The sequence below is a fragment of the Umezawaea tangerina genome (genome assembly GCF_003002815.1).
In the GTDB taxonomy this organism is placed as follows: domain Bacteria; phylum Actinomycetota; class Actinomycetes; order Mycobacteriales; family Pseudonocardiaceae; genus Umezawaea; species Umezawaea tangerina.
The window spans coordinates 621,200-639,976 of record NZ_PVTF01000004.1; the positions used below are offsets into that span (position 1 = coordinate 621,200).

Below are 18,777 nucleotides of genomic sequence, written 5' to 3' on the forward strand. Positions count from 1 at the left end.
CGACCAGGATGGGGCCATGACCTTGTCGCCCACCCCGCGCAGCACCATCAAGCGGGGCAAGAACCGCGCCGTGACCGACCGATCGGCCCTGCACGCTGTGCTCGACGCGGGCCTGGTGTGCCACCTCGCGGTCGTCGTCGACGGCGCGCCGGTCGTCCTGCCCACCGGGTACGGCCGCGACGGCGACACCCTCTACCTGCACGGCTCGACCGGCGCGCGGACGCTGCGCGAGGCCGGGTCGGGTGTGCCGGTCAGCGTCGCGGTGACGCTGCTCGACGGCATCGTCTACGCGCGCTCGGTGTTCGACCACTCGATGAACTACCGGTGCGCCGTCGTGCACGGGACCGCCGTGCCGGTGACCGGGGACGAGGCCAAGTCGCACGCGCTGCGCGTGCTGACCGAGCACCTGTCGCCCGGATCGTGGGAGCACGCCCGGCGGCCGTCGGCCCGCGAGCTGGCCGCCACGTCCGTGCTCGCGCTGGACCTGGCCGAGGCGTCGGTGAAGATCCGCACCGGCCCCCCGTCCGACGAGGACGAGGACGTCGAGGCCGGTATCGCGTGGGCCGGTGTGCTGCCCATCCGCGAGTCCTTCGGCACGCCCGAGCCGTGCCCCCTGCTGCCCGAGGGCACGGCCGTGCCGGAGCACGTCAGCGCGCGGCGGTAGGCCCGTCGACCGGGTCGTAGCGGAAGGGCGTCATGCGCCTGCCGCCGTCGCGGTAGACGTGCACGGAGACCGCGGGGTCGGGCCCGTCGTTGTGCACGCGGTGCACGTAGCCGGGCCCGAACACCCGCGACTGCCCCGCCACCAGGGTGTGCAGCACCTGGGCGCGCGGGGTGGCCACGGTCTCCGTCAGCGAGCCGCTGACCAGGGTGAACGCCCCGGTCGACCCGCCGTGGTCGTGCAGGTCGGTCGACTGGCCGGGCAGCCAGCTCATCAGCCAGACCTCCTGGTCCTCCACGCGCTCGACGAGCGCGGCGAACCGGTGGTCGGGGTCGTAGCGCAGCAGGTGGCGCCAGCTGTCGCGGTCGGCGGCGAAGCCGAGCGCGATGCGCACGGGGTGCAGCGCGGAACGGGACTCGGGCAGGGCGACGGTGTTGTCCGGAACGGCGAACATGGTGGTGTGGTCCTTCGGGATCAGAGCGACACCGGTCGTCACCGACCGGCAGGGCGCGAGACGATCACCGACAAGGACAGAGCGCGCTGGCGACCAGGCCGAGGTCGATGTGACCCCGCCCGTCGATCATGGCGCGAAACAGCACCCGCAGATCCTCGCAGCCCCGCACGGCCCCCTCAACCACGTCCCATCCCGTGGGATACCCCGAACGGGTGGACCCGGAGCGGTCAGGTCAGCGCCGCCAGGACGTCGGTGACCAGGTCGGTGGTGTCCTCGCAGCCCGCCGACAGCCGGACCAGGCCCTCGGGCACCGGGTCGCCCCACTGGGCGCGCCGGTCGAGGCTGGTGTGCAGCCCGCCGAAGCTGGTGCTGGCCGCGATCAGCCGCGACTTGCCGAGGAACACGTCCACCGCGGCCGCGTCGGGCAGCTGGAACGTGAGCACGCCGCCGAACCGGCGCATCTGCCGCGACGCCAGCGCGTACGCCTCGTCCTGCGGCGCGCCGGGCCAGCGCAGCCCGGTCACCGCGGGGTGGACGCGCAGCACGTCGTAGAGGGCGGCGGCGTTCGCGGCCTGCCGGGTGAGCCGCAGGTCGAGCGTGCCGAGGCCGCGGTGCGCGAGCCACGCCTCGAACGGGCCGGGGATGGCGCCGCCGACCGTGCGGGCGCCGCGCAGCCGTTCGGCCAGCGCGGAGTCCGTTGTGGACACGTGGCCGAGCAGCACGTCGCTGTGCCCGGCGACGGCCTTGGTGTCGCTGGCCACGACGATGTCCGCGCCCAGCCGCAACGGCTGCTGCCCCAACGGGGTCGCGGTCGTGTTGTCCACGGCCACCAGCGCGCCCGCCGCGTGGGCGGCGTGGGACAGGGCGGTGATGTCGCACACGTCCATGCCGGGGTTGGACGGGGTTTCCAGCAGCACCAACGAGACGCCGTCGAAGTCCGGCCACGGTCCGGCGGTCGGCACCTCGCGGACCACCACGTCCATGTGCTCCGCCACGAACTTCCTGGTCAGGAAGTACCCGTCACCGGGCAGCACCACCGTGTCCCCGGTGCGCAGCAGCAGCCGCAGCACCGTGGAGACCGCCGCCATGCCGGAGGGGAACAGCACGCACTCGCCGCCGTCGAGCTCCCCCAGCGCCGACTCCAGCGCGCGCCACGTCGGGTTGCCGGACCGGCCGTAGGTGTCCTCGCCGGTGAGGTGGAACGCCGACGCGAACACCGGGCTGCCCATGAACGGCGAGCCCGGCGCGCGTTCCGGGGCGCCCGCGTGCACGACCCGCGTGCCGTCCCCGTACTCCCGCTCCGCCGTCACTGGCGTTCGGCTTTGGGCTCGCGGCCGATCAGGGCGGCGCCGAGCGTGCGCGGGTGCATGCCGTCGTGGCACACCATGTGGACGCCGTCGGTGAGCGGCATGTCCACGCCGTGGCGCTGCGCCAGCTCGCGGATCGACGAGCAGGACTTCACGCCTTCGGCGACCTGGCCGTGCGCGGCCTCCTGCGCCTGCGCGAGGCTTTCGCCCAGCCCGAGCCGGTGGCCGAAGGTCCGGTTGCGCGACAACGGGGACGCGCACGTCGCGACCAGGTCACCCAGGCCGGCGAGGCCCGCGAACGTCAGCGGGTCCGCGCCGAGCGCCGCGCCGAGCCGGGCGGTCTCGGCCAGGCCGCGGGTGATGATGGAGGCCATGGTGTTGTCGCCGAACCCGAGCCCCGCGGCCATGCCGCAGGCCAGCGCGATGACGTTCTTGCAGGCGCCGCCGAGCTCGCAGCCGATCACGTCGGTGATGGTGTAGGGCCGGAAGTAGCCGTTGGAGCAGGCCTGCTGGAGCTCGACCGCGCGGTCGTGGTCGGTGCACGCGATGACCGTCGCGGTGGGCTGCTCGGCCGCGATCTCCTTGGCCAGGTTGGGTCCGGACACGACGGCGACCTGGTCCTCGGGGACGCCCGCGACCTCGCGGATCACCTCGCTCATCCGCTTGAGCGTCCCCAGCTCCACGCCCTTGGCCAGGCTCACCAGCGTCGCGCCCTCCGGCAGCGAGTCCCGCCACCCCACCAGGTTCGCCCGCAGCGTCTGGCTCGGCACCGCCAGCACCACGGCCTGCGCGCCGTCCAGCGCCTTGTCCACGTCCGTGGTGGCGCTCAGGTTCGCGGGCAGCTTCGTGCCCGGCAGGTAGTCCTCGTTGATCCCCGCCCCGTTCACGGACTCGGCGACCGAGTCGCGCCTGGCCCACAGCACGACCTCCGGCCCGGAGTCGGCGATCACCTTGGCGAACGCGGTGCCCCACGACCCGGCTCCCAGCACTGCCACCCGCTGCACGCTCATCAGTCCTCGTCCCGCTTGGTGTTCGCGGAGGTGTGGAAGCCCTCCGGGGCCTGCTCCCCGCGGATGTCGGCGAGGAGGTGCTTCACCTCGCCCATCAACAGGTCCGTCACGTCGCGCAGCAGCGCGATCGTCTCCGGCTGCTCCCGGTAGGCGCTCAGGTCGACCGGCTCGCCGAGCCTGGTCTCGACCGTCTTGCGCGGGAGCGGCCGGAACTTCTTGTGGTAGCCGTCGTAGATCTCCCTGGTGCCCCACCGCGCCACCGGGATCACCGGCCCGTCGTGCTCCAGCGCCAGCCGCGCGACCCCGGTCCGCGACGCCATCGGCCACCCGTCCGGGTCGCGGGTGATCGTCCCCTCCGGGTAGATCACCACCACCTGGCCGTTCGCCAACGCCTCGTGCGCCGCCCGCAGGCTCTGCTGCGCGTCGGTGGTGCCCCGGTAGACCGGGATCTGCTTGGCGCCGCGCAGGATCGCCCCCATCACCGGCACGTTCCACAGGCTGTGCTTGGCCAGGAAGTGCGGCACCCGCCCGTGGCTGTGCACGAACACCGCGTCGTAGCACGGGTCCAGGTGCGACACGTGGTTCATCACCAGGAGCGCGCTCCCCGTCGCGGGCACCCGTTCCCCGTGCACCGTCCGCCGCTTCCCGAGCACCCCCGCCATCGGGTACACGATCGCCGCGGCGACCCAGATCCAGAAGCCGCCCTTCTCCCTGACCACGTGCTCTCCCTCACTCGCCCACCGCGGACCTGGAGTGTTCCTCGGGTGCCCCGGCCAGGTCCAGCCGACATCAGGGAGTATGGCGACGTGCGCCGTGAAGTGGACCTCGTAGTCCCGGTCAAGACACTCGACAGGGCCAAGACCAGGCTGCTCGGAGCAGCCGACCACGGCCTTGGCGACCCCACCGCCCACGCCGCACTGGCACTGGCGCTCGCCCTGGACACCATCACCGCCGCCACGAAGGCCGTCCGCCAAGTGGTAGCCGTCACATCGGACCCCGCCGTCGTCGCGGAACTGCGCGCCCTCGGCATCGAGTCCCTCCCCGGCCCGGACGGCCTCAACCCCGCCCTCCACCACGCCGCGGCAGTCCTGAGGACCCGCGACCCCCACTCGGTCATCGGCGCCCTCCAAGCCGACCTCCCCGCCCTCAAACCGGACGACCTGACAGCGGCACTCGAAGCCGCAGCCGACCAACGCGCCTTCTGCCCAGACCGCCAGGGCACCGGCACAACCCTCCTCCTCTCCGCCCCCGGCCACCCCCTGTCCCCCCACTTCGGCCTCGGCTCAGCCGAAGCCCACCAGGCCTCCGGCGCCATCCCCCTACTCGGCCCCTGGCACTCACTCCGCACAGACGTGGACACCCCAGAAGACCTGACCCTCGCCACAACCCTCGGCCTGGGCCCCAGAACATCAGCCCTGCTACCGGTCTGCCACTAAGCAGCACCAAGCCCCCACAACCGGCGAAGCCGCCACCTCGCATCCGGCGCGGAGCGCCCGCCCGCTTCGTCCGACGCGCAGCGAGGATGCCCTGTCCGACGCGCAGCGAGGATGCCTTGTCCAACGGCGAAGCCGAGGATGCCTTGTCGGGCGCAGCCCGATGCCCGGTCAGGCGAAGCCTGATGCTGGCGTAGCCAGATCCACCCGGCAACCCGATCCGAAGCCATCTCTATGCCCACCACACCTTGTCAAGACAGCCCTATCGTCTTGACAAGGTGTGGTGGGCATAGAGCACTCGGCGAGCGGGTTGGAGGCATGTCCCCCACGACGGCGAGCAAGTCACATCCCCCACGACGGCGAACAACTCACGCCCCCACAACGGCGAGCAAGAACAGACAACCCACTACCGTCACCCACATGACCGAACAGGCCACCGTCAGCACCTACAACGACGACGGTTCCGCCACCCTCCTCACCGACCAAGGCCTCCTCCTCGACGCCTCCCCCGCCTCCGTCTCAACAGGCCACTGGCGCCATCTCCGCCCCGGCCAACGGGTCACTCTCCGTCGCGACCCCCGCGGCGTCGTAACCGCCGTACTCCGTCCGGCCTGACGCCGGCCCGTTCCGCCCCGATTCCAAGCCGGGTGTGACCGGGAGTTCACCTCGTAGTCGCCGCCAGTCGGGGCGATAACGCGGTTTGCACGGCACAATGCAGTGGTGACCACGGACGACAGCGACGACAAGGTGACGCCGAAGCGACGGACCCGGACGGCCGCGTCCGCGGGGACCCCGCGGCGCAAACCCCGCCCCGCGACCCGTCGTGCGAAGACCCCCGACCCGGTTGTCGAGTCGCCACCCGCTGTGACGACCGGTTCGAGGTCGGTGCCGTCGTCACCGCCCGCCGTGACCGCCGGGGAGGAGCTGACCCCGGATCTGCCGGACGACCGCTACTTCAACCGGGAACTGTCCTGGTTGGACTTCAACGCGCGGGTGCTGGCGCTGGCCGAGGACGCGTCGCAGCCGCTGCTCGAACGGGCGAAGTTCCTGGCGATCTTCGCGTCGAACCTCGACGAGTTCTACATGGTCAGGGTCGCGGGGTTGAAGCGCCGCGACGAGACCGGGTTGTCGGTGCGCAGCGCGGACGGCCTGACGCCGCGCGAGCAGCTGGCGAACATCTCCAAGCGGACGCAGGAGCTCGTGGAGCAGCACGCGCGGGCGTTCCTCGACCACGTCGGTCCTGGTCTGGACAGCAGCGGGATCAGCCTGGTCACCTGGGCGGAGCTCACGGACTTCGACCGGTTGCGGTTGTCGAACTACTTCAGCGACCAGGTGTTCCCGGTGCTGACGCCGCTCGCGGTCGACCCGGCGCACCCGTTCCCCTACATCTCGGGGCTGTCGTTGAACCTCGCGGTGACGGTGCGGGACCCGGAGGGCGGCACCGAGCGGTTCGCGCGGGTGAAGGTGCCGGACAACGTGCCGCGGCTGGTGCGCGTGGAGGCGGACCGGTCCAGCAGCTCGGCGACGTTCCTGCCGCTGGAGCAGCTCATCGCCGCGCACCTGGGCGAGCTGTTCGCGGGCATGGAGGTCATCGAGTGCCACGCGTTCCGGGTCACCCGCAACGCCGACCTCGACGTCGAGGAGGACCGCGACGAGGACCTGCTGCAGGCGTTGGAGCGCGAGCTGGCGCGCCGCCGGTTCGGGCCGCCGGTGCGGCTCGAGGTCGCCGACGACATGACCGAGCACATGCTGGAGCTGCTGCTGCGGGAGATGGAGGTCGACCCGCACGACGTGGTGCAGGTGCCGGGTCTGCTGGACCTGTCGTGCCTGTTCCAGCTGTACAGCCTGGACCGCAAGCAGCTGAAGGACCCGGCGTTCGTGCCCGCCACGCACCCGGCGTTCGGTGAGCGCGAGACGCCGAAGAGCGTGTTCGCGACGCTGCGCGAGGGCGACGTGATGGTGCACCACCCGTACGACTCGTTCTCCACGAGCGTGCAGCGGTTCATCGAGCAGGCCGCGGCGGACCCGCACGTGCTGGCGATCAAGCAGACGCTGTACCGGACGTCGGGCGACTCGCCGATCGTCGACGCGCTGGTCGACGCGGCCGAGGCGGGCAAGCAGGTCGTGGCGCTGGTGGAGATCAAGGCGCGGTTCGACGAGCAGGCGAACATCAAGTGGGCGCGGCAGCTGGAGAAGGCGGGCGTGCACGTCGTGTACGGGCTCGTCGGGCTCAAGACGCACTGCAAGACGTCGCTGGTGGTGCGCCAGGAGGGGTCCACGATCCGGCGGTACTGCCACATCGGCACCGGCAACTACAACCCGAAGACCGCGCGGCTGTACGAGGACGTCGGCATCCTGACCGCCGAGCCGTCGGTGGGCGCGGACCTGACGGACCTGTTCAACGTGCTGACCGGGTACGCGCGGCAGGACAACTACCGCAGCATCCTGGTCGCCCCGTACGGGGTGCGGCGCGGCATCGTGGAGCGCATCCAGGACGAGATCGACCTGGCCCGCGCCGGTCACCCCGCCGGGGTGCGGATCAAGGTGAACTCGCTGGTCGACGAAGAGGTGATCGACGCGCTGTACCGCGCGTCGCAGGCCGGTGTGCGGGTGGACGTGGTGGTGCGCGGGGTGTGCGCGCTCAAGCCGGGCATCCGCGGGCTGAGCGAGAACATCCACGTGCGGTCGATCCTCGGCCGGTTCCTGGAGCACTCGCGGGTGTTCCACTTCGTCGGGGCGGACGAGCACTGGATCGGCAGCGCTGACATGATGCACCGCAACCTGGACCGCAGGGTCGAGGTGCAGTTGCGGGTCACCGGCCCGAAGCTGACCGCCCAGCTCGACGACATGTTCGATTCGGCGCTGGAACCGGCCACCCGCTGCTGGGTGTTGCGGTCGGACGGCGAGTGGGACGCGTCCCCCTCCGACGGAACGGTGGTGCGCGACCACCAAGTGGAGATGCTGCGCAAACACCGCGCGCTGGCCTGACCTCGGAGGAGACGCGTGTTGTCGACCGACACCATTCGGGCGGCCGGTGCGGTGCTGTGGAGGGGCGAGGGGGTCGTCGAGGTCGCCGTGGTGCACCGGCCGCGCTACGACGACTGGTCGCTCCCCAAGGGCAAGCTCGACGCCGGTGAGACCGTGCCCGCCGCCGCGGTGCGCGAGGTCCTCGAGGAGACCGGGTTCCACTCGGTGCTGGGCAGGCACGTCGCGCAGGTGCGGTACTCGGCGTTCGGCAGGCCGAAGGTCGTCGACTACTTCGGCGCCCGCGCGGTGCGCGGCGCGTTCACGCCGAACAGCGAGTGCGACGAGCTGCGCTGGCTCCCGGTCGCCGACGCGGCCGCGCTGGTGACCCGGCGGGAGGACCGCGACGTGCTGGCCGCGTTCGCGCTCGTACCGGCCGATCTGCGGACCGTCCTGCTGGTCCGCCACGCGAAGGCCGGGAAGCGCGAGAACTGGCCGGGGGACGACGACCTGCGCCCGCTCAGTTCGGCGGGCTGGCGGCAGGCTGAGGCCCTGCGCGCCCTGCTCCCGCTGTTCGGGCCCGCCCGCGTGCACGCCGCGCCCAGGGTGCGGTGCGTGCAGACCGTGCAGGGCACGGCCGACGACCTGGAGGTCTTCGTGCCGCGCGAGCCCCGGCTGTCGGAGGAGGGGTACTGGCCGGACCGCGACGCGGGCCTGGTGCGGTTCCTCGACATCGTGGCCGGGGACGGCGTGCCGGTCGTGTCCAGCCAGGGCGGTGTCATCCCCGACCTGGTGCAGAAGCTCGCCGACCTCAGCGGCCTGCGCCTGGCCGACGTCCCGTGCAAGAAGGGCAGCCTCTGGCTGCTCGCCTTCACCCACCCGGCACCGGGCTGGTCCACATCGGACTCCCCCGCCGCCTGGCCGCGCCTGGTCTCGGCGCACTACCTCCCCAGCGCCCTGCCCGCTCCGCGTCCCTGACGCCTCTGCCCAGGCCAGGACCCCGGCGGTACCCCCGACGGGCTCCCAGGAACCCCTCAGCCCCGCGGAACGCCGCACCTCCGCCTAGGCGTGCGCACCGGGCGGTCCGGCACGGTCGCGGGTCCCGTCGACCGCGCGGCGCGGACCGGTTCCGCCGCTGCGAACGCGCCGACGCGAACCGCCGGGCAACGCACCGACCGGTCTGGACACCGGGCGCCGAAAAGGGCTCACCCGGTGCCTCGTGGCCATTGCCGAACGGCTTCGACCAATACCACCGCGTACGCGGGACGGGCCCGGTCGGTTCACCGCCTTGGCCCTTCGGGAGATCCGCACCGGACTCCACTGCGGTGGTCCGGGGAATGCCCGACCCACCTCCGGAGTGCGGTCTCCGCGCTCCGATTGGAGTGCACGTGCATAGCGGATCCGCGATGACGCGGAGAGCCCGCGCCTTGTCGGCTCGACGGCGGCGGATCTGGTTCCGGCGTTCGGGTGGAATGCCCGCGGTCGTCCTATCCGGTTCGCGGTAAGCCATACGCGACCCGTATCGCGAGCGGGTGCGGCGCATTCCCGGCGGCACCGGTGCCCAGGCAAACGCCAGGGCCCGATGCGCGTCCGCATCGGGCCCTGGGCGTTGGTGCTGCTCCCGTTTCCGGGAGGTGGTGCTACTTCTTCTTGGCCGCCGGAGCCTTCTTGGCGGCGGCGGGCTTCGCCGCTGCCGTCTTGGCCGGAGCCTTGGCCGCTGCCGTGGTCTTGGCGGCGGCCGGGGCCTTCTTGGCCGCTGCGGCGGGCTTCGCCGCTGCGGTCTTGGCGGGTGCCTTGGCGGCCGCAGCCGTCTTGGCGGGGGCCTTGGCGGCCGCAGGAGCCTTCGCGGCGGCGGGCTTGGCCGCTGCCGTGGTGGTGGTCTTGCGGGTGGCCGGGGCCTTGGTCGCCGCGGCGGCCGTGCGGGCCGTGGTGGCGCGCGCGGTGCGGGTCGTCGTGGTCCGCGCCGTGGTGCTGCGGGTCGCCGGCGCCTTGGTGGCGGCGGCGGGCTTCGCGGCGGCAGCGGCCCGCGTGGTGGTCGCGGCGGCGGCCGGAGCCTTGGCCGCGACGACGCGGGGCAGCTTCTTCGCGCCGCTCACGACGTCCTTGAACGTCGAACCCGCGCGGAACGCGGGCACGTTGGTCTTCTTGACCTTGACGGTCTCACCCGTGCGCGGGTTGCGAGCGGTGCGCGCCGCGCGGGCGCGCTTCTCGAACACGCCGAAGCCGGTGATGTTCACCTTCTCGCCCTTGTGGACGCTGCGAACGATCACGTCGACGAGCCCGTCCACTGCAGCAGCGGCGTTCTTCTTGTCGCCAAGACGCTCGGACAGCGCCTCGATGAGCTGGGCCTTGTTCACCGTCAGTCCCTCCCAGGACGCTTACGGCCCATTCGTCGGGCCGACTGATGGCCACGGTAAGCCCATATGAAGGGAAATACCAATCGCCACGCCATATTTTTCGTTGTGGCGTGGGCAATTGCGCTCTGTCGAGGGACAGAAACCCCCTCCTGGGGCACTTTGGGAGGGGCTCGCGGGCCCCGGATTCCCCTCGTGGGAGGCGAATCCGGGGCCCGTTCTCAGCTGGTCGGGAGCGGATCCGTGGTGGGCAGCCAAGGTTGGCGCCGGGCCTCGAACTCGTCGATCCGATCGGCGTGGCGCAAGGTCAGGGCGATGTCGTCCAATCCCTCGAGCAGCCGCCAGCGGGTGTAGTCGTCGATCCGGAAGGCCGCGGTGAAGTCCTTGGCGCGGACGGTCTTCGCCTCGAGGTCGACCGACACCTCCGTGCCGGGCTCGTTCTCGAGCAGCTTCCAGAGCAGCTCGACGTCCGACTGCTCGACCTCGGCGGCCACCAGGCCCTGCTTGCCGGAGTTGCCGCGGAAGATGTCGGCGAAGCGGGAGGAGATCACCACCCGGAAGCCGTAGTCCATCAGCGCCCAGACGGCGTGCTCGCGGGAGGACCCGGTACCGAAGTCGGGTCCGGCCACCAGGACGGACCCGGCCTGGAAGGGCCCCTGGTTGAGGATGAAGTTCTCGTCGTTGCGCCAGGCGGCGAACAGGCCGTCCTCGAACCCGGTGCGGGTGACCCGCTTCAGGTAGACCGCCGGGATGATCTGGTCGGTGTCCACGTTGGACCTGCGCAGCGGCACGCCGACGCCGGTGTGGGTGGTGAACGCGTCCATGGTCTCGGTGTTCCCTTCTCAGGCCAGGTCGTCAGGCGAGGAGAGCGTGCCGCGCACGGCCGTGGCGGCCGCCACGAGCGGCGAGACCAGGTGCGTCCGGCCGCCCTTGCCCTGCCTGCCCTCGAAGTTCCGGTTGGAGGTGGACGCGCTGCGCTCACCGGGCTTGAGCTGGTCCGGGTTCATGCCGAGGCACATGGAACAGCCCGCCTGGCGCCACTCCGCGCCCGCTGCCAGGAAGATCTCGTGCAGCCCTTCGGATTCCGCCTGGGCCCGCACCCGCATCGAGCCGGGCACCACGAGCATCCGCACGCCGTCGGCCACCCGGTGCCCGCGCAGCACGGCCGCGGCCGCCCGCAGGTCCTCGATGCGGCCGTTCGTGCACGAGCCGAGGAACACCGTGTCCACGCTGATGTCGCGCAGCGGCGTGCCCGGTGCGAGGCCCATGTAGGTCAGCGCCTTCTCGGCCGCGACCCGCTCGTTGTCGTCCCCGATCGCCTCCGGGTCCGGCACCGACGCGCTCAACGGCAGGCCCTGTCCAGGATTCGTCCCCCACGTCACGAAGGGGGTCAGCGCGCTCGCGTCGATGCGGACCTCGGCGTCGAACACCGCGTCGTCGTCGGTGCGCAGGGTCTTCCAGTACTCGACCGCGGCATCCCATTCGGCCCCAACGGAAGCGTGCGGACGCCCCTTCAGGTACTCGAACGTCACGTCGTCCGGCGCGATCATCCCGGCCCGCGCACCAGCCTCGATGGACATGTTGCACACGGTCATGCGGGCTTCCATCGACAGCGCCTCGATGGCCGCGCCGCGGTACTCCAGGACGTAGCCCTGGCCGCCGCCGGTGCCGATCTGGGCGATGACGGCCAGGATGACGTCCTTCGCCGTCACGCCCTCCCGCAGCTCGCCGTCGACCGTGACGGCCATGGTCTTGAACGGCCGCAGCGGCAACGTCTGCGTCGCCATCACGTGCTCGACCTCGGACGTGCCGATGCCGAAGGCGAGCGCGCCGAACGCGCCGTGCGTGGACGTGTGGCTGTCGCCGCACACCACCGTCATGCCCGGTTGCGTGAGCCCGAGCTGCGGCCCCACGACGTGCACGATGCCCTGCTCGGCATCGCCCATCGGGTGCAGCCGGACCCCGAACTCCTTGCAGTTCGCCCGGAGCGTGTCCACCTGCGTGCGCGACACCAGGTCCGCGATCGGCTGGTCGATGTCGACGGTCGGGACGTTGTGGTCCTCGGTGGCGATCGTCAGATCCACCCGGCGCAGCCCGCGCCCGGCGAGCCGCAGCCCGTCGAAGGCCTGCGGACTGGTGACCTCGTGCAGCAGGTGGAGGTCGATGTAGAGCAGGTCCGGCTCGGCGCCGTCTCCGTGGCGCACGACGTGCGCCTCCCACACCTTCTCCGCGAGTGTGCGGCCCATCGCTTCATCCCCATCGGTTCGTGGCTGGGAGCTCTCTCACGAGCGGGGGCTCCCGATAACATCTGGACTTCCCAGATACCGGGAAGTTAGTATCGAGCTGTGGGACAGCATAGCGGGATCGGCGTGCTGGACAAGGCTGTGGCCGTGTTGAACGCCGTCGCGAAGGATCCGTGTGGACTGGCAGAGCTCTGCAACCGGACGGGGTTGCCCAGGGCGACTGCGCACCGTCTCGCGGTGGGCCTCGAGGTCCACCGCCTCCTCCGACGCGGCTCCGACGGCCGCTGGCGCCCCGGCGCCGCTCTGGCCGAGCTGGCGGGTGGCGCGACCGACCCCCTGCTCGACGCGGCGGCTTCCGTCCTGCCCCGCTTGCGCGACATCACCGGCGAGAGCGTCCAGCTCTACCGCCGCGACGGCATGCAGCGCATCTGCGTCTCCGCCGCCGAGCCTCCCAGCGGCTTGCGCGACACCGTCCCCGTGGGCGCCCGCCTCCCCATGACCGCCGGCTCGGGCGCCAAGGTCCTCGCCGCCTGGTCCGACCCCGGCACCCAGCGCTCGGTCCTCGCCGACGCCGTCTACGGCGAACGCACTCTCCTCGAAGTCCGCCGCCGCGGCTGGGCCCAAAGCGTCGCAGAACGCGAACCAGGCGTCGCCAGCGTCAGCGCCCCCGTCCGCGACAGCGCCGGCACCGTCGTAGCCGCCATCTCCGTCTCCGGCCCAATAGACCGCATGGGCAGAAGACCAGGCGCCAGATGGGCCGCCGACCTACTAGCCGCCGCCGAAGCCCTCCAATCCCGCCTCTAACCCCAAACCACCCAACAACCACTAAGAAACCTGGGCATCAGTTCGCCCATAAGCAAAGGTCGTGAGCACCAAGCGCTCACGACCTTTTGCCATCTCCCCCGCAATGCCGCAGGCAAGCCCCCGCTCCCCACCCCACCCCTCCCCCCACCCCCTCGATGCCGAAGGCGAGCCCCCAACCCACTACTCACCTGCGCAAACCGGGGGGTGCAGGGGGGCGAAGCCCGCCCTGCCTCGGGGTCTGGGGCGGGAGCCCCAGCGTGAAACGCGAAAGATCCCGTGCGCGTATTCCGCGCACGGGATCTCCCCAATCTGTAGCCCCGATGGGATTCGAACCCACGCTACCGCCTTGAGAGGGCGGCGTCCTAGGCCGCTAGACGACGGGGCCCTAGGGTAATTCTTTTGTCTTGCCGGTCTTGCTTGTTGCGGGAGTAGCGTATCAGACTCTGATTTCTACTCTGCAGCTGGGGTACCAGGACTCGAACCTAGACTGACTGAACCAGAATCAGCCGTGCTGCCAATTACACCATACCCCAATGTTTTCCTGATCGGCTCTCCCGCTCTAGGCGCTGTGGGCCGCTCGTTCCAACGAGATGAATACTAGACCACGGCACCCGCAGAAGTGAAATCGGCCCCCGCCTCGCCGCATCGAGCGAGGTGGGGGCCGGTGCGCCGGTGTTCAGGCGTGCGCGGTGGAGAGTTCGCAGACGAGCAGTTCGGGGAGTTCCGCGAGGCTGCTGATCGTGCTGATGCCCGCGGGCATCGCTCCTTCGCGCGGGCCTTGCCGGTTGAGCCAGACGCCGCGCATGCCCGCGTCGCGGGCGCCGATGGCGTCGGCGTGCAGCCGGTCGCCGACGTGCACCGTCTCGGTGAGGGGTACGCCGAGGTCGGAGCAGGCCGTGTCGAAGATCATGCGGTCCGGTTTGGCGGCGCCGACCTCGCCCGCGATGAGGACCGTGTCGAAGTACTCGGCGAGGCCGAGGGCGGCGATCTTGACGCGCTGGTGGCGCCCTGAGGCGTTGCTCACGGCGGCGATGGGCAGTCCGGTGGCGCGCAGCCACTCCAGGCAGGGGACGACGTCCGGGAAGAGGCTCCAGCCGTCGGCGAGGACCTCTTGCCGCCGCATCTCGCGGCGGGTGGCCTCGGCCTGGTCGAGGTCCTCGCCGAGTGCGGCGAAGAAGGCGCGCGTGCGGATGTTCCGCATCGTCTCGTACTGCAGTTCCCCGGCTAAGAGCCTGGTGCAGTGGTCGTCGGTGATCCGCTGCCACAACGTCCACGCGTCGGCGTTCCCCACCATCGAGGCCAACGCGGCTCGTGACGAGGTGCTGTAGTCGACGAGCGTGTCGTCGACGTCAAGCGAGATAGCGCGGATTTCGCCGGTTCTCTTGAGCGTGAAAGTCGGGGAAGCAGTTGTCACCCCGTGAGGCTAGGTGCGATCACCCCTCGGCCGATTCGGCTAAGGAGGTGATATCTCCGGGTTCTTGCACGGTCAAGCACCACTTGACCCGCCGAACGCAGCAGTCAGGCTGACCCGAGCGCCCGAAGCAATCGGCCGATCGAGCGATCCTTGCCGAGCAGTTCCATGGACTCGTAGAGCGGCGGTGAGACCGTCCGGCCGGTCACGGCGACCCGCACGGGGGCGAACGCCTTCTTCGGCTTGAGGCCGAGTCCGTCCACAAGGGACGCCTTGAGGGCGTCCTGGATCGCCTCGGTCGTCCACTTGTCGAGCGCCTGGAGCGCGTCGATCGCCGCGCGCAGCACGGGTTCCGCGTCGGGGCCGAGCGCCTTGGCCGCGGACGCGGGCTCGGGCGTGAACGATTCCTCTGTTACGAAAAGGAAACGAACCATCTCGGACGCCTCGGACAGCAGCGCCAGTCGTTCTTGGACGAGCGGGGCGATGGCGGCCAGCTGGGCCACCTGCTCCTCGCTCGGCTCGGCGGGCAGCACGCCGTCGGCCGCCAGGTACGGGAGTGTGCGGCTGACGAACTCCTCGACGCTGAGCGCACGCAGGTGCGTGCCGTTGATGGCCTCGGCCTTCTTGAGGTCGAAGCGCGCCGGGTTGGAGCTGACCTTGGCGATGTCGAACGCGTCGTACATCTCGGCGACGCTGAAGATGTCGTGGTCCTCGGCGATGGACCAGCCCAGCAGCGCGAGGTAGTTCAGCAGGCCCTCGGGCAGGAAACCCAGGTCCCGGTACAGGAACAGGTTCGACTGCGGGTCCCGCTTGGACAGCTTCTTGTTGCCGTCGCCGGTCACCGTGGGCAGGTGGCCGAACTCGGGCGTGAACTCCGTCACGCCGATGCGCCGCAGCGCCTGGTACAGCCCGATCTGGCGGGGCGTGGACGGCAGCAGGTCCTCGCCGCGCAGCACGTGCGTGATGCCCATCAGGGCGTCGTCGACCGGGTTCACGAACGGGTAGAGCGGAACCCCGTTGGCGCGCACCATCACCGGGTCCGGCGTGCTGCCCGCCTTGAACGTGATCTCGCCGCGGACGAGGTCGGTCCAGCTGATGTCCTCGTCGGGCATCCGCAGGCGCAGCACGGGTTCGCGGCCCTCGGCGCGGAACGCGGCCTTCTGCTCGTCGGTGAGGTCGCGGTCGAAGTTGTCGTAGCCGAGCTTCGGGTCCTGCCCGAGCGCCTTGCGGCGGGCCTCGACCTCGTCGTTGGTCGAGAACGACTCGTAGAGCTCGTCGGCCGCGAACAGGCGCTTGGCGATGTCCTCGTGGACCGAGCGGCGCAGGCTCTGCCGGTACGGCTCGTGCGGACCGCCGACCTCGGGGCCCTCGTCCCAGTCGAGCCCGAGCCAGCGCAGCGCCTCCAGGAGGGAGTCGTAGGACTCCTCCGTGTCGCGCGCGGCGTCGGTGTCCTCGACGCGGAAGACGACCTTGCCGCCGCTGTGCCGGGCGAACGCCCAGTTGAACAGGGCGGTGCGGATGAGTCCGACGTGCGGCGTGCCGGTCGGCGACGGGCAGAAGCGGACGCGGACAGCTGGGGATGCGGATGCGTTGCTCATGGCCCGATCAGCGTATCCGGCCGCGAAACCCTTGACCGCACGAGGACTCCAGGAGGACGCTATGGTTATTCAACTACCGTTGAAAAGAGGGGTCATGGAACGGAGCACGTGCGTCGTCGTCGGCGGCGGACCGACGGGGATGGTCATGGGACTGCTGCTCGCGAGGGCGGGCGTCCAGGTCACCGTGCTGGAGAAGCACAAGGACTTCCTGCGCGACTTCCGCGGCGACACGGTCCACGCCTCCACGTTGACGCTGCTGGACGAGCTGGGGCTCGGACCGGCGTTCGCACAGGTGCCGCACCAGCTGCTGGACCGCATGCAGGTGCTGCTCGACAGCGGGCCCGCGACCGTGGCCGACCTGAGCAGGCTGCCCGGCAAGCACAAGCACATCGCGTTCGTGCCGCAGTGGGACTTCCTGGACCTGCTCGCCGACGCCGGGAAGCTGGAACCGACGTTCTCGCTGCGGATGAACACGGGGTTCACCGGGCTGGTGAAGACCGGCGGGCGGGTCACCGGCGTCCGCTACCGGACCTCCGACGGCGTCGACGGCGAGATCGCCGCGGACCTGGTCGTGGCCGCGGACGGACGCGGGTCGCTGGTGCGGGACGAGACCCTGCTGCCCGTGCGGTCGTTCGGGACGCCGATGGACGTGTGGTGGTTCCGGGTCCCGCGCAAGGCCGACGACCCGACGGGCGGACTGGCCCGGTTCGGGCGGAGCAGCGGACTGGTGATGCTGGACCGCGGCGACTACTTCCAGATCGCCTTCCTGATCCGGAAGGGCACGGACACGATGCTGCGGGAAGCGGGCGTCCAGGCCTTCCGGGACCGGATGGTGGCACTGGTGCCCATGCTGGCCGACCGGATGGACGCGGTGGAGTCGCTGGACGACGTGAAGCTGCTGGACGTGAAGCTCGACCGGCTGTCGCGGTGGCACGCGGACGGCGTGCTGTGCATCGGGGACGCGGCGCACGCAATGTCACCGATCGGCGGTGTGGGGATCAACCTGGCGGTGCAGGACGCGGTGGCCGCGGCCTCGCTGCTGGCGGGGCCGTTGCGGAAGGGGCGGGTCGCGGTGGACGTCCTGGCAAAGGTGCGGCGGAGGAGGTGGCTGCCGACCGTGGTGACGCAGGGGGTGCAGAGGGTGATCCAGAACGCGCTGCTGAGGCGGGCGCTGGACGGGAAGGTGGACGTGGGGGCGGCGGGAGTGCCGTTGCCGATCCGGGTGCTGCAGAAGGTGCCGGTGTTGCAGGGGGTACCGGCGTACATGGTGGCGATCGGGTTGAGGCCGGAGCATGCGCCGGGATTTGCGCGGAGGGAGCCGGGGGTGAGGGGGAGGGGGTGAGGGTTGGTGGTTCACGGTTCGCGGGAGGCTCGGCTTCCGGCGATCTCGGCGTGTGAAGCATGGGTTCCGGCCGTCCTGCCCCTGAGCTCGACTTCTGGCCCCCTCTGGGGAAGCCCAGCCCTCGCTTACGCCGTGCCCACCCCGTGCGAAGCCCAGCCCCCGGCGCGCGATTGTCTCAATGCCTGATCTTGCTTGTCAAGACGATAGAGCTGTCTTGACAAGCAAGATCAGGCAGGAGGGCGCTGTGGATCGGGGGCAGAGGGGAAGTCTGGCTTCGCCAGCATCAGGCTCCGCCTGACTCAGGCATCCTCGCTGCGCGTCGGACAGGACATCCTTGCTGCGCTGCGGACAAGGCCCCAGGCACTACGCGCCGGATGCGCGCTGGCGGGCTGCGCCCAACATTTGTGGCGGCGTGGGTGGGTGGGTGGGTGGTGGGGTTTGGGTGTTTTAAGGGTTTGTGGTTGGTAGGCCGCTTGGTTCTACGGCGCCTGATTCGTTGAGGACCATGGCTACCGCGTGGGCGCGGTCGCGGGCGCCTAGTTTGCGGAGGATGGCGCGGACGTGGGATTTGACGGTGTCGGTGCTGATGAAGAGGCGTTGGGCGATGCGGTGGTTGTCGAGGCCCTTGGCCACTTCTGCCAGTACGTCGAATTCTCTGGCGCTGAGTCTGTTGAGGGCTGCCGGCGGGGGGAGTCTGGAGGGGAGTCGGGCCAGTTCGCCGAGGTGGGCGTCGACGGTGGCGGTGGCGCCGTGGGCGACGGCGAGCATGACGGGGAGGAGTTCGACGAGGGGGGTGGTTTTGAGGAGGTAGGCGGCGGCGCCCGCGTCGAGGGCGGCTTGGGCCCAGTGCTTGCTGTCGCGGTTGGACAGGACGATGACCTTGGCGCGGGGCCTGCGGGTGGTGGCGTCGTGGACGGTGCGGAGCGGGCCGGCGCCGGGGATGTCGACGTCGGTGATGACGATGTCGACGGGGGTGGTGCGGAGGTGGTGCTGGGCCTGGGCGGCGGTGTGGGCTATGGCCACGACGCGGAAGGTGCGCGTGCGGTTGAGCGAGGTCCGCAAACCCTCGGTGATGAGCTGCGCGGCATCGACCAGCAGCACACGGGGGCACTCGTCATCGAGCACTTCGCCACCTCCACCAGGCCCCACGGCCTGATGAACACGGGAAGTTACCCGTCAGTAAGCCAGTGCGGTAC

General features: G+C 70.8%; 16 protein-coding genes and 2 tRNA genes. 6 read left to right on the forward strand and 12 right to left on the reverse strand.

All coding sequences use genetic code 11. The features are described from left to right. Window positions 1-16 precede the first annotated feature (16 nt). The gene (locus CLV43_RS16945) at window positions 17-664 is read left to right on the forward strand and encodes a pyridoxamine 5'-phosphate oxidase family protein (protein WP_106188116.1); all 648 of its coding nucleotides are present in this window, start codon (window positions 17-19) and stop codon (window positions 662-664) included. On the opposite strand, the gene CLV43_RS16950 is transcribed toward CLV43_RS16945, so the two are convergent. From CLV43_RS16950 to CLV43_RS16965, 4 genes are all read right to left on the reverse strand, one after another. Beyond that, window positions 648-1,115, reverse strand: coding sequence for a cysteine dioxygenase (locus CLV43_RS16950; protein ID WP_106188286.1), 468 nt, complete (start codon window positions 1,113-1,115; stop codon window positions 648-650). The two genes, CLV43_RS16945 and CLV43_RS16950, sit on opposite strands and share 17 nt — an antisense overlap. A 227-nt stretch (window positions 1,116-1,342) precedes the next feature. Next, window positions 1,343-2,425 (reverse strand): cystathionine gamma-lyase, encoded by a 1,083-nt coding sequence (locus tag CLV43_RS16955; RefSeq protein ID WP_106188117.1) that lies wholly within the window; start codon window positions 2,423-2,425, stop codon window positions 1,343-1,345. Beyond that, window positions 2,422-3,432 (reverse strand): NAD(P)H-dependent glycerol-3-phosphate dehydrogenase, encoded by a 1,011-nt coding sequence (locus CLV43_RS16960; protein ID WP_106188118.1) that lies wholly within the window; start codon window positions 3,430-3,432, stop codon window positions 2,422-2,424. Before CLV43_RS16960 ends, CLV43_RS16955 begins: the two co-directional genes overlap by 4 nt. Continuing rightward, a complete protein-coding gene (locus CLV43_RS16965; RefSeq protein ID WP_106188287.1) occupies window positions 3,432-4,094 on the reverse strand; it encodes a lysophospholipid acyltransferase family protein in 663 nt (220 codons plus the stop codon). The genes CLV43_RS16960 and CLV43_RS16965 overlap by 1 nt, the downstream gene beginning before the upstream one ends. A 144-nt stretch (window positions 4,095-4,238) precedes the next feature. Between CLV43_RS16965 and cofC the strand changes: the two genes are divergently transcribed. The 3 genes from cofC (at window position 4,239) to CLV43_RS16980 (ending at window position 8,807) form a co-directional block, all read left to right on the forward strand. Beyond that, complete coding sequence (gene cofC, locus CLV43_RS16970) at window positions 4,239-4,868, forward strand: 2-phospho-L-lactate guanylyltransferase (RefSeq protein ID WP_106188119.1); 630 nt, start codon at window positions 4,239-4,241, stop codon at window positions 4,866-4,868. 717 nt (window positions 4,869-5,585) lie between these two features. After that, window positions 5,586-7,853 (forward strand): RNA degradosome polyphosphate kinase, encoded by a 2,268-nt coding sequence (locus CLV43_RS16975; protein ID WP_106188288.1) that lies wholly within the window; start codon window positions 5,586-5,588, stop codon window positions 7,851-7,853. Window positions 7,854-7,871: 18 nt separating this feature from the next. Further along, the gene (locus CLV43_RS16980) at window positions 7,872-8,807 is read left to right on the forward strand and encodes an NUDIX hydrolase (RefSeq protein ID WP_245886604.1); all 936 of its coding nucleotides are present in this window, start codon (window positions 7,872-7,874) and stop codon (window positions 8,805-8,807) included. Window positions 8,808-9,469: 662 nt separating this feature from the next. Here CLV43_RS16980 and CLV43_RS16985 read toward each other — a convergent pair. The 3 genes from CLV43_RS16985 to leuC form a co-directional block, all read right to left on the reverse strand. Further along, complete coding sequence (locus CLV43_RS16985) at window positions 9,470-10,186, reverse strand: HU family DNA-binding protein (RefSeq protein ID WP_106188120.1); 717 nt, start codon at window positions 10,184-10,186, stop codon at window positions 9,470-9,472. Window positions 10,187-10,404: 218 nt separating this feature from the next. Continuing rightward, complete coding sequence (gene leuD / locus CLV43_RS16990) at window positions 10,405-11,007, reverse strand: 3-isopropylmalate dehydratase small subunit (protein WP_106188121.1); 603 nt, start codon at window positions 11,005-11,007, stop codon at window positions 10,405-10,407. 18 nt (window positions 11,008-11,025) lie between these two features. Further along, on the reverse strand, window positions 11,026-12,429 hold the full coding sequence (gene leuC / locus CLV43_RS16995) for a 3-isopropylmalate dehydratase large subunit (protein ID WP_106188122.1): 1,404 nt from the start codon (window positions 12,427-12,429) through the stop codon (window positions 11,026-11,028). A gap of 99 nt (window positions 12,430-12,528) precedes the next feature. On the opposite strand from leuC, the gene CLV43_RS17000 reads away from it, so the two are divergent. Further along, complete coding sequence (locus CLV43_RS17000; protein ID WP_170155864.1) at window positions 12,529-13,230, forward strand: IclR family transcriptional regulator; 702 nt, start codon at window positions 12,529-12,531, stop codon at window positions 13,228-13,230. A gap of 312 nt (window positions 13,231-13,542) precedes the next feature. On the opposite strand, the gene CLV43_RS17005 is transcribed toward CLV43_RS17000, so the two are convergent. The 4 genes from CLV43_RS17005 to gltX form a co-directional block, all read right to left on the reverse strand. Next, a tRNA-Glu gene (locus CLV43_RS17005) sits at window positions 13,543-13,615 on the reverse strand. 76 nt (window positions 13,616-13,691) lie between these two features. Then, window positions 13,692-13,763: transfer RNA gene (locus CLV43_RS17010), tRNA-Gln, on the reverse strand. Window positions 13,764-13,906: 143 nt separating this feature from the next. After that, window positions 13,907-14,644: an HAD family hydrolase gene (locus CLV43_RS17015; RefSeq protein WP_245886537.1), complete on the reverse strand. Its 738-nt coding sequence runs from the start codon at window positions 14,642-14,644 to the stop codon at window positions 13,907-13,909. Window positions 14,645-14,748: 104 nt separating this feature from the next. After that, window positions 14,749-16,239 carry a glutamate--tRNA ligase gene (gltX, locus tag CLV43_RS17020; RefSeq protein ID WP_106188123.1) on the reverse strand — a complete coding sequence of 497 codons (1,491 nt, stop codon included), beginning with the start codon at window positions 16,237-16,239 and terminating at the stop codon, window positions 14,749-14,751. 61 nt (window positions 16,240-16,300) lie between these two features. On the opposite strand from gltX, the gene CLV43_RS17025 reads away from it, so the two are divergent. Continuing rightward, complete coding sequence (locus tag CLV43_RS17025; protein ID WP_146174783.1) at window positions 16,301-17,581, forward strand: FAD-dependent oxidoreductase; 1,281 nt, start codon at window positions 16,301-16,303, stop codon at window positions 17,579-17,581. Between the two features lie 447 nt (window positions 17,582-18,028). Here CLV43_RS17025 and CLV43_RS17030 read toward each other — a convergent pair whose 3' ends face one another. Continuing rightward, on the reverse strand, window positions 18,029-18,706 hold the full coding sequence (locus tag CLV43_RS17030; protein WP_170155865.1) for a response regulator transcription factor: 678 nt from the start codon (window positions 18,704-18,706) through the stop codon (window positions 18,029-18,031). Window positions 18,707-18,777 lie beyond the last annotated feature (71 nt).

Bases quoted from the DNA above. Each gene is read 5' to 3' on its own strand.
- CLV43_RS16945 (WP_106188116.1), top strand. From the start codon at position 17: ATGACCTTGTCGCCCACCCCGCGCAGCACCATCAAGCGGGGCAAGAAC.
- CLV43_RS16950 (WP_106188286.1), bottom strand. From the start codon at position 1,115: ATGTTCGCCGTTCCGGACAACACCGTCGCCCTGCCCGAGTCCCGTTCC.
- CLV43_RS16960 (WP_106188118.1), bottom strand. From the start codon at position 3,432: ATGAGCGTGCAGCGGGTGGCAGTGCTGGGAGCCGGGTCGTGGGGCACC.
- CLV43_RS16965 (WP_106188287.1), bottom strand. From the start codon at position 4,094: ATGGCGGGGGTGCTCGGGAAGCGGCGGACGGTGCACGGGGAACGGGTG.
- leuD (WP_106188121.1), bottom strand. From the start codon at position 11,007: ATGGACGCGTTCACCACCCACACCGGCGTCGGCGTGCCGCTGCGCAGG.
- leuC (WP_106188122.1), bottom strand. From the start codon at position 12,429: ATGGGCCGCACACTCGCGGAGAAGGTGTGGGAGGCGCACGTCGTGCGC.
- gltX (WP_106188123.1), bottom strand. From the start codon at position 16,239: ATGAGCAACGCATCCGCATCCCCAGCTGTCCGCGTCCGCTTCTGCCCG.
- CLV43_RS17025 (WP_146174783.1), top strand. From the start codon at position 16,301: ATGGTTATTCAACTACCGTTGAAAAGAGGGGTCATGGAACGGAGCACG.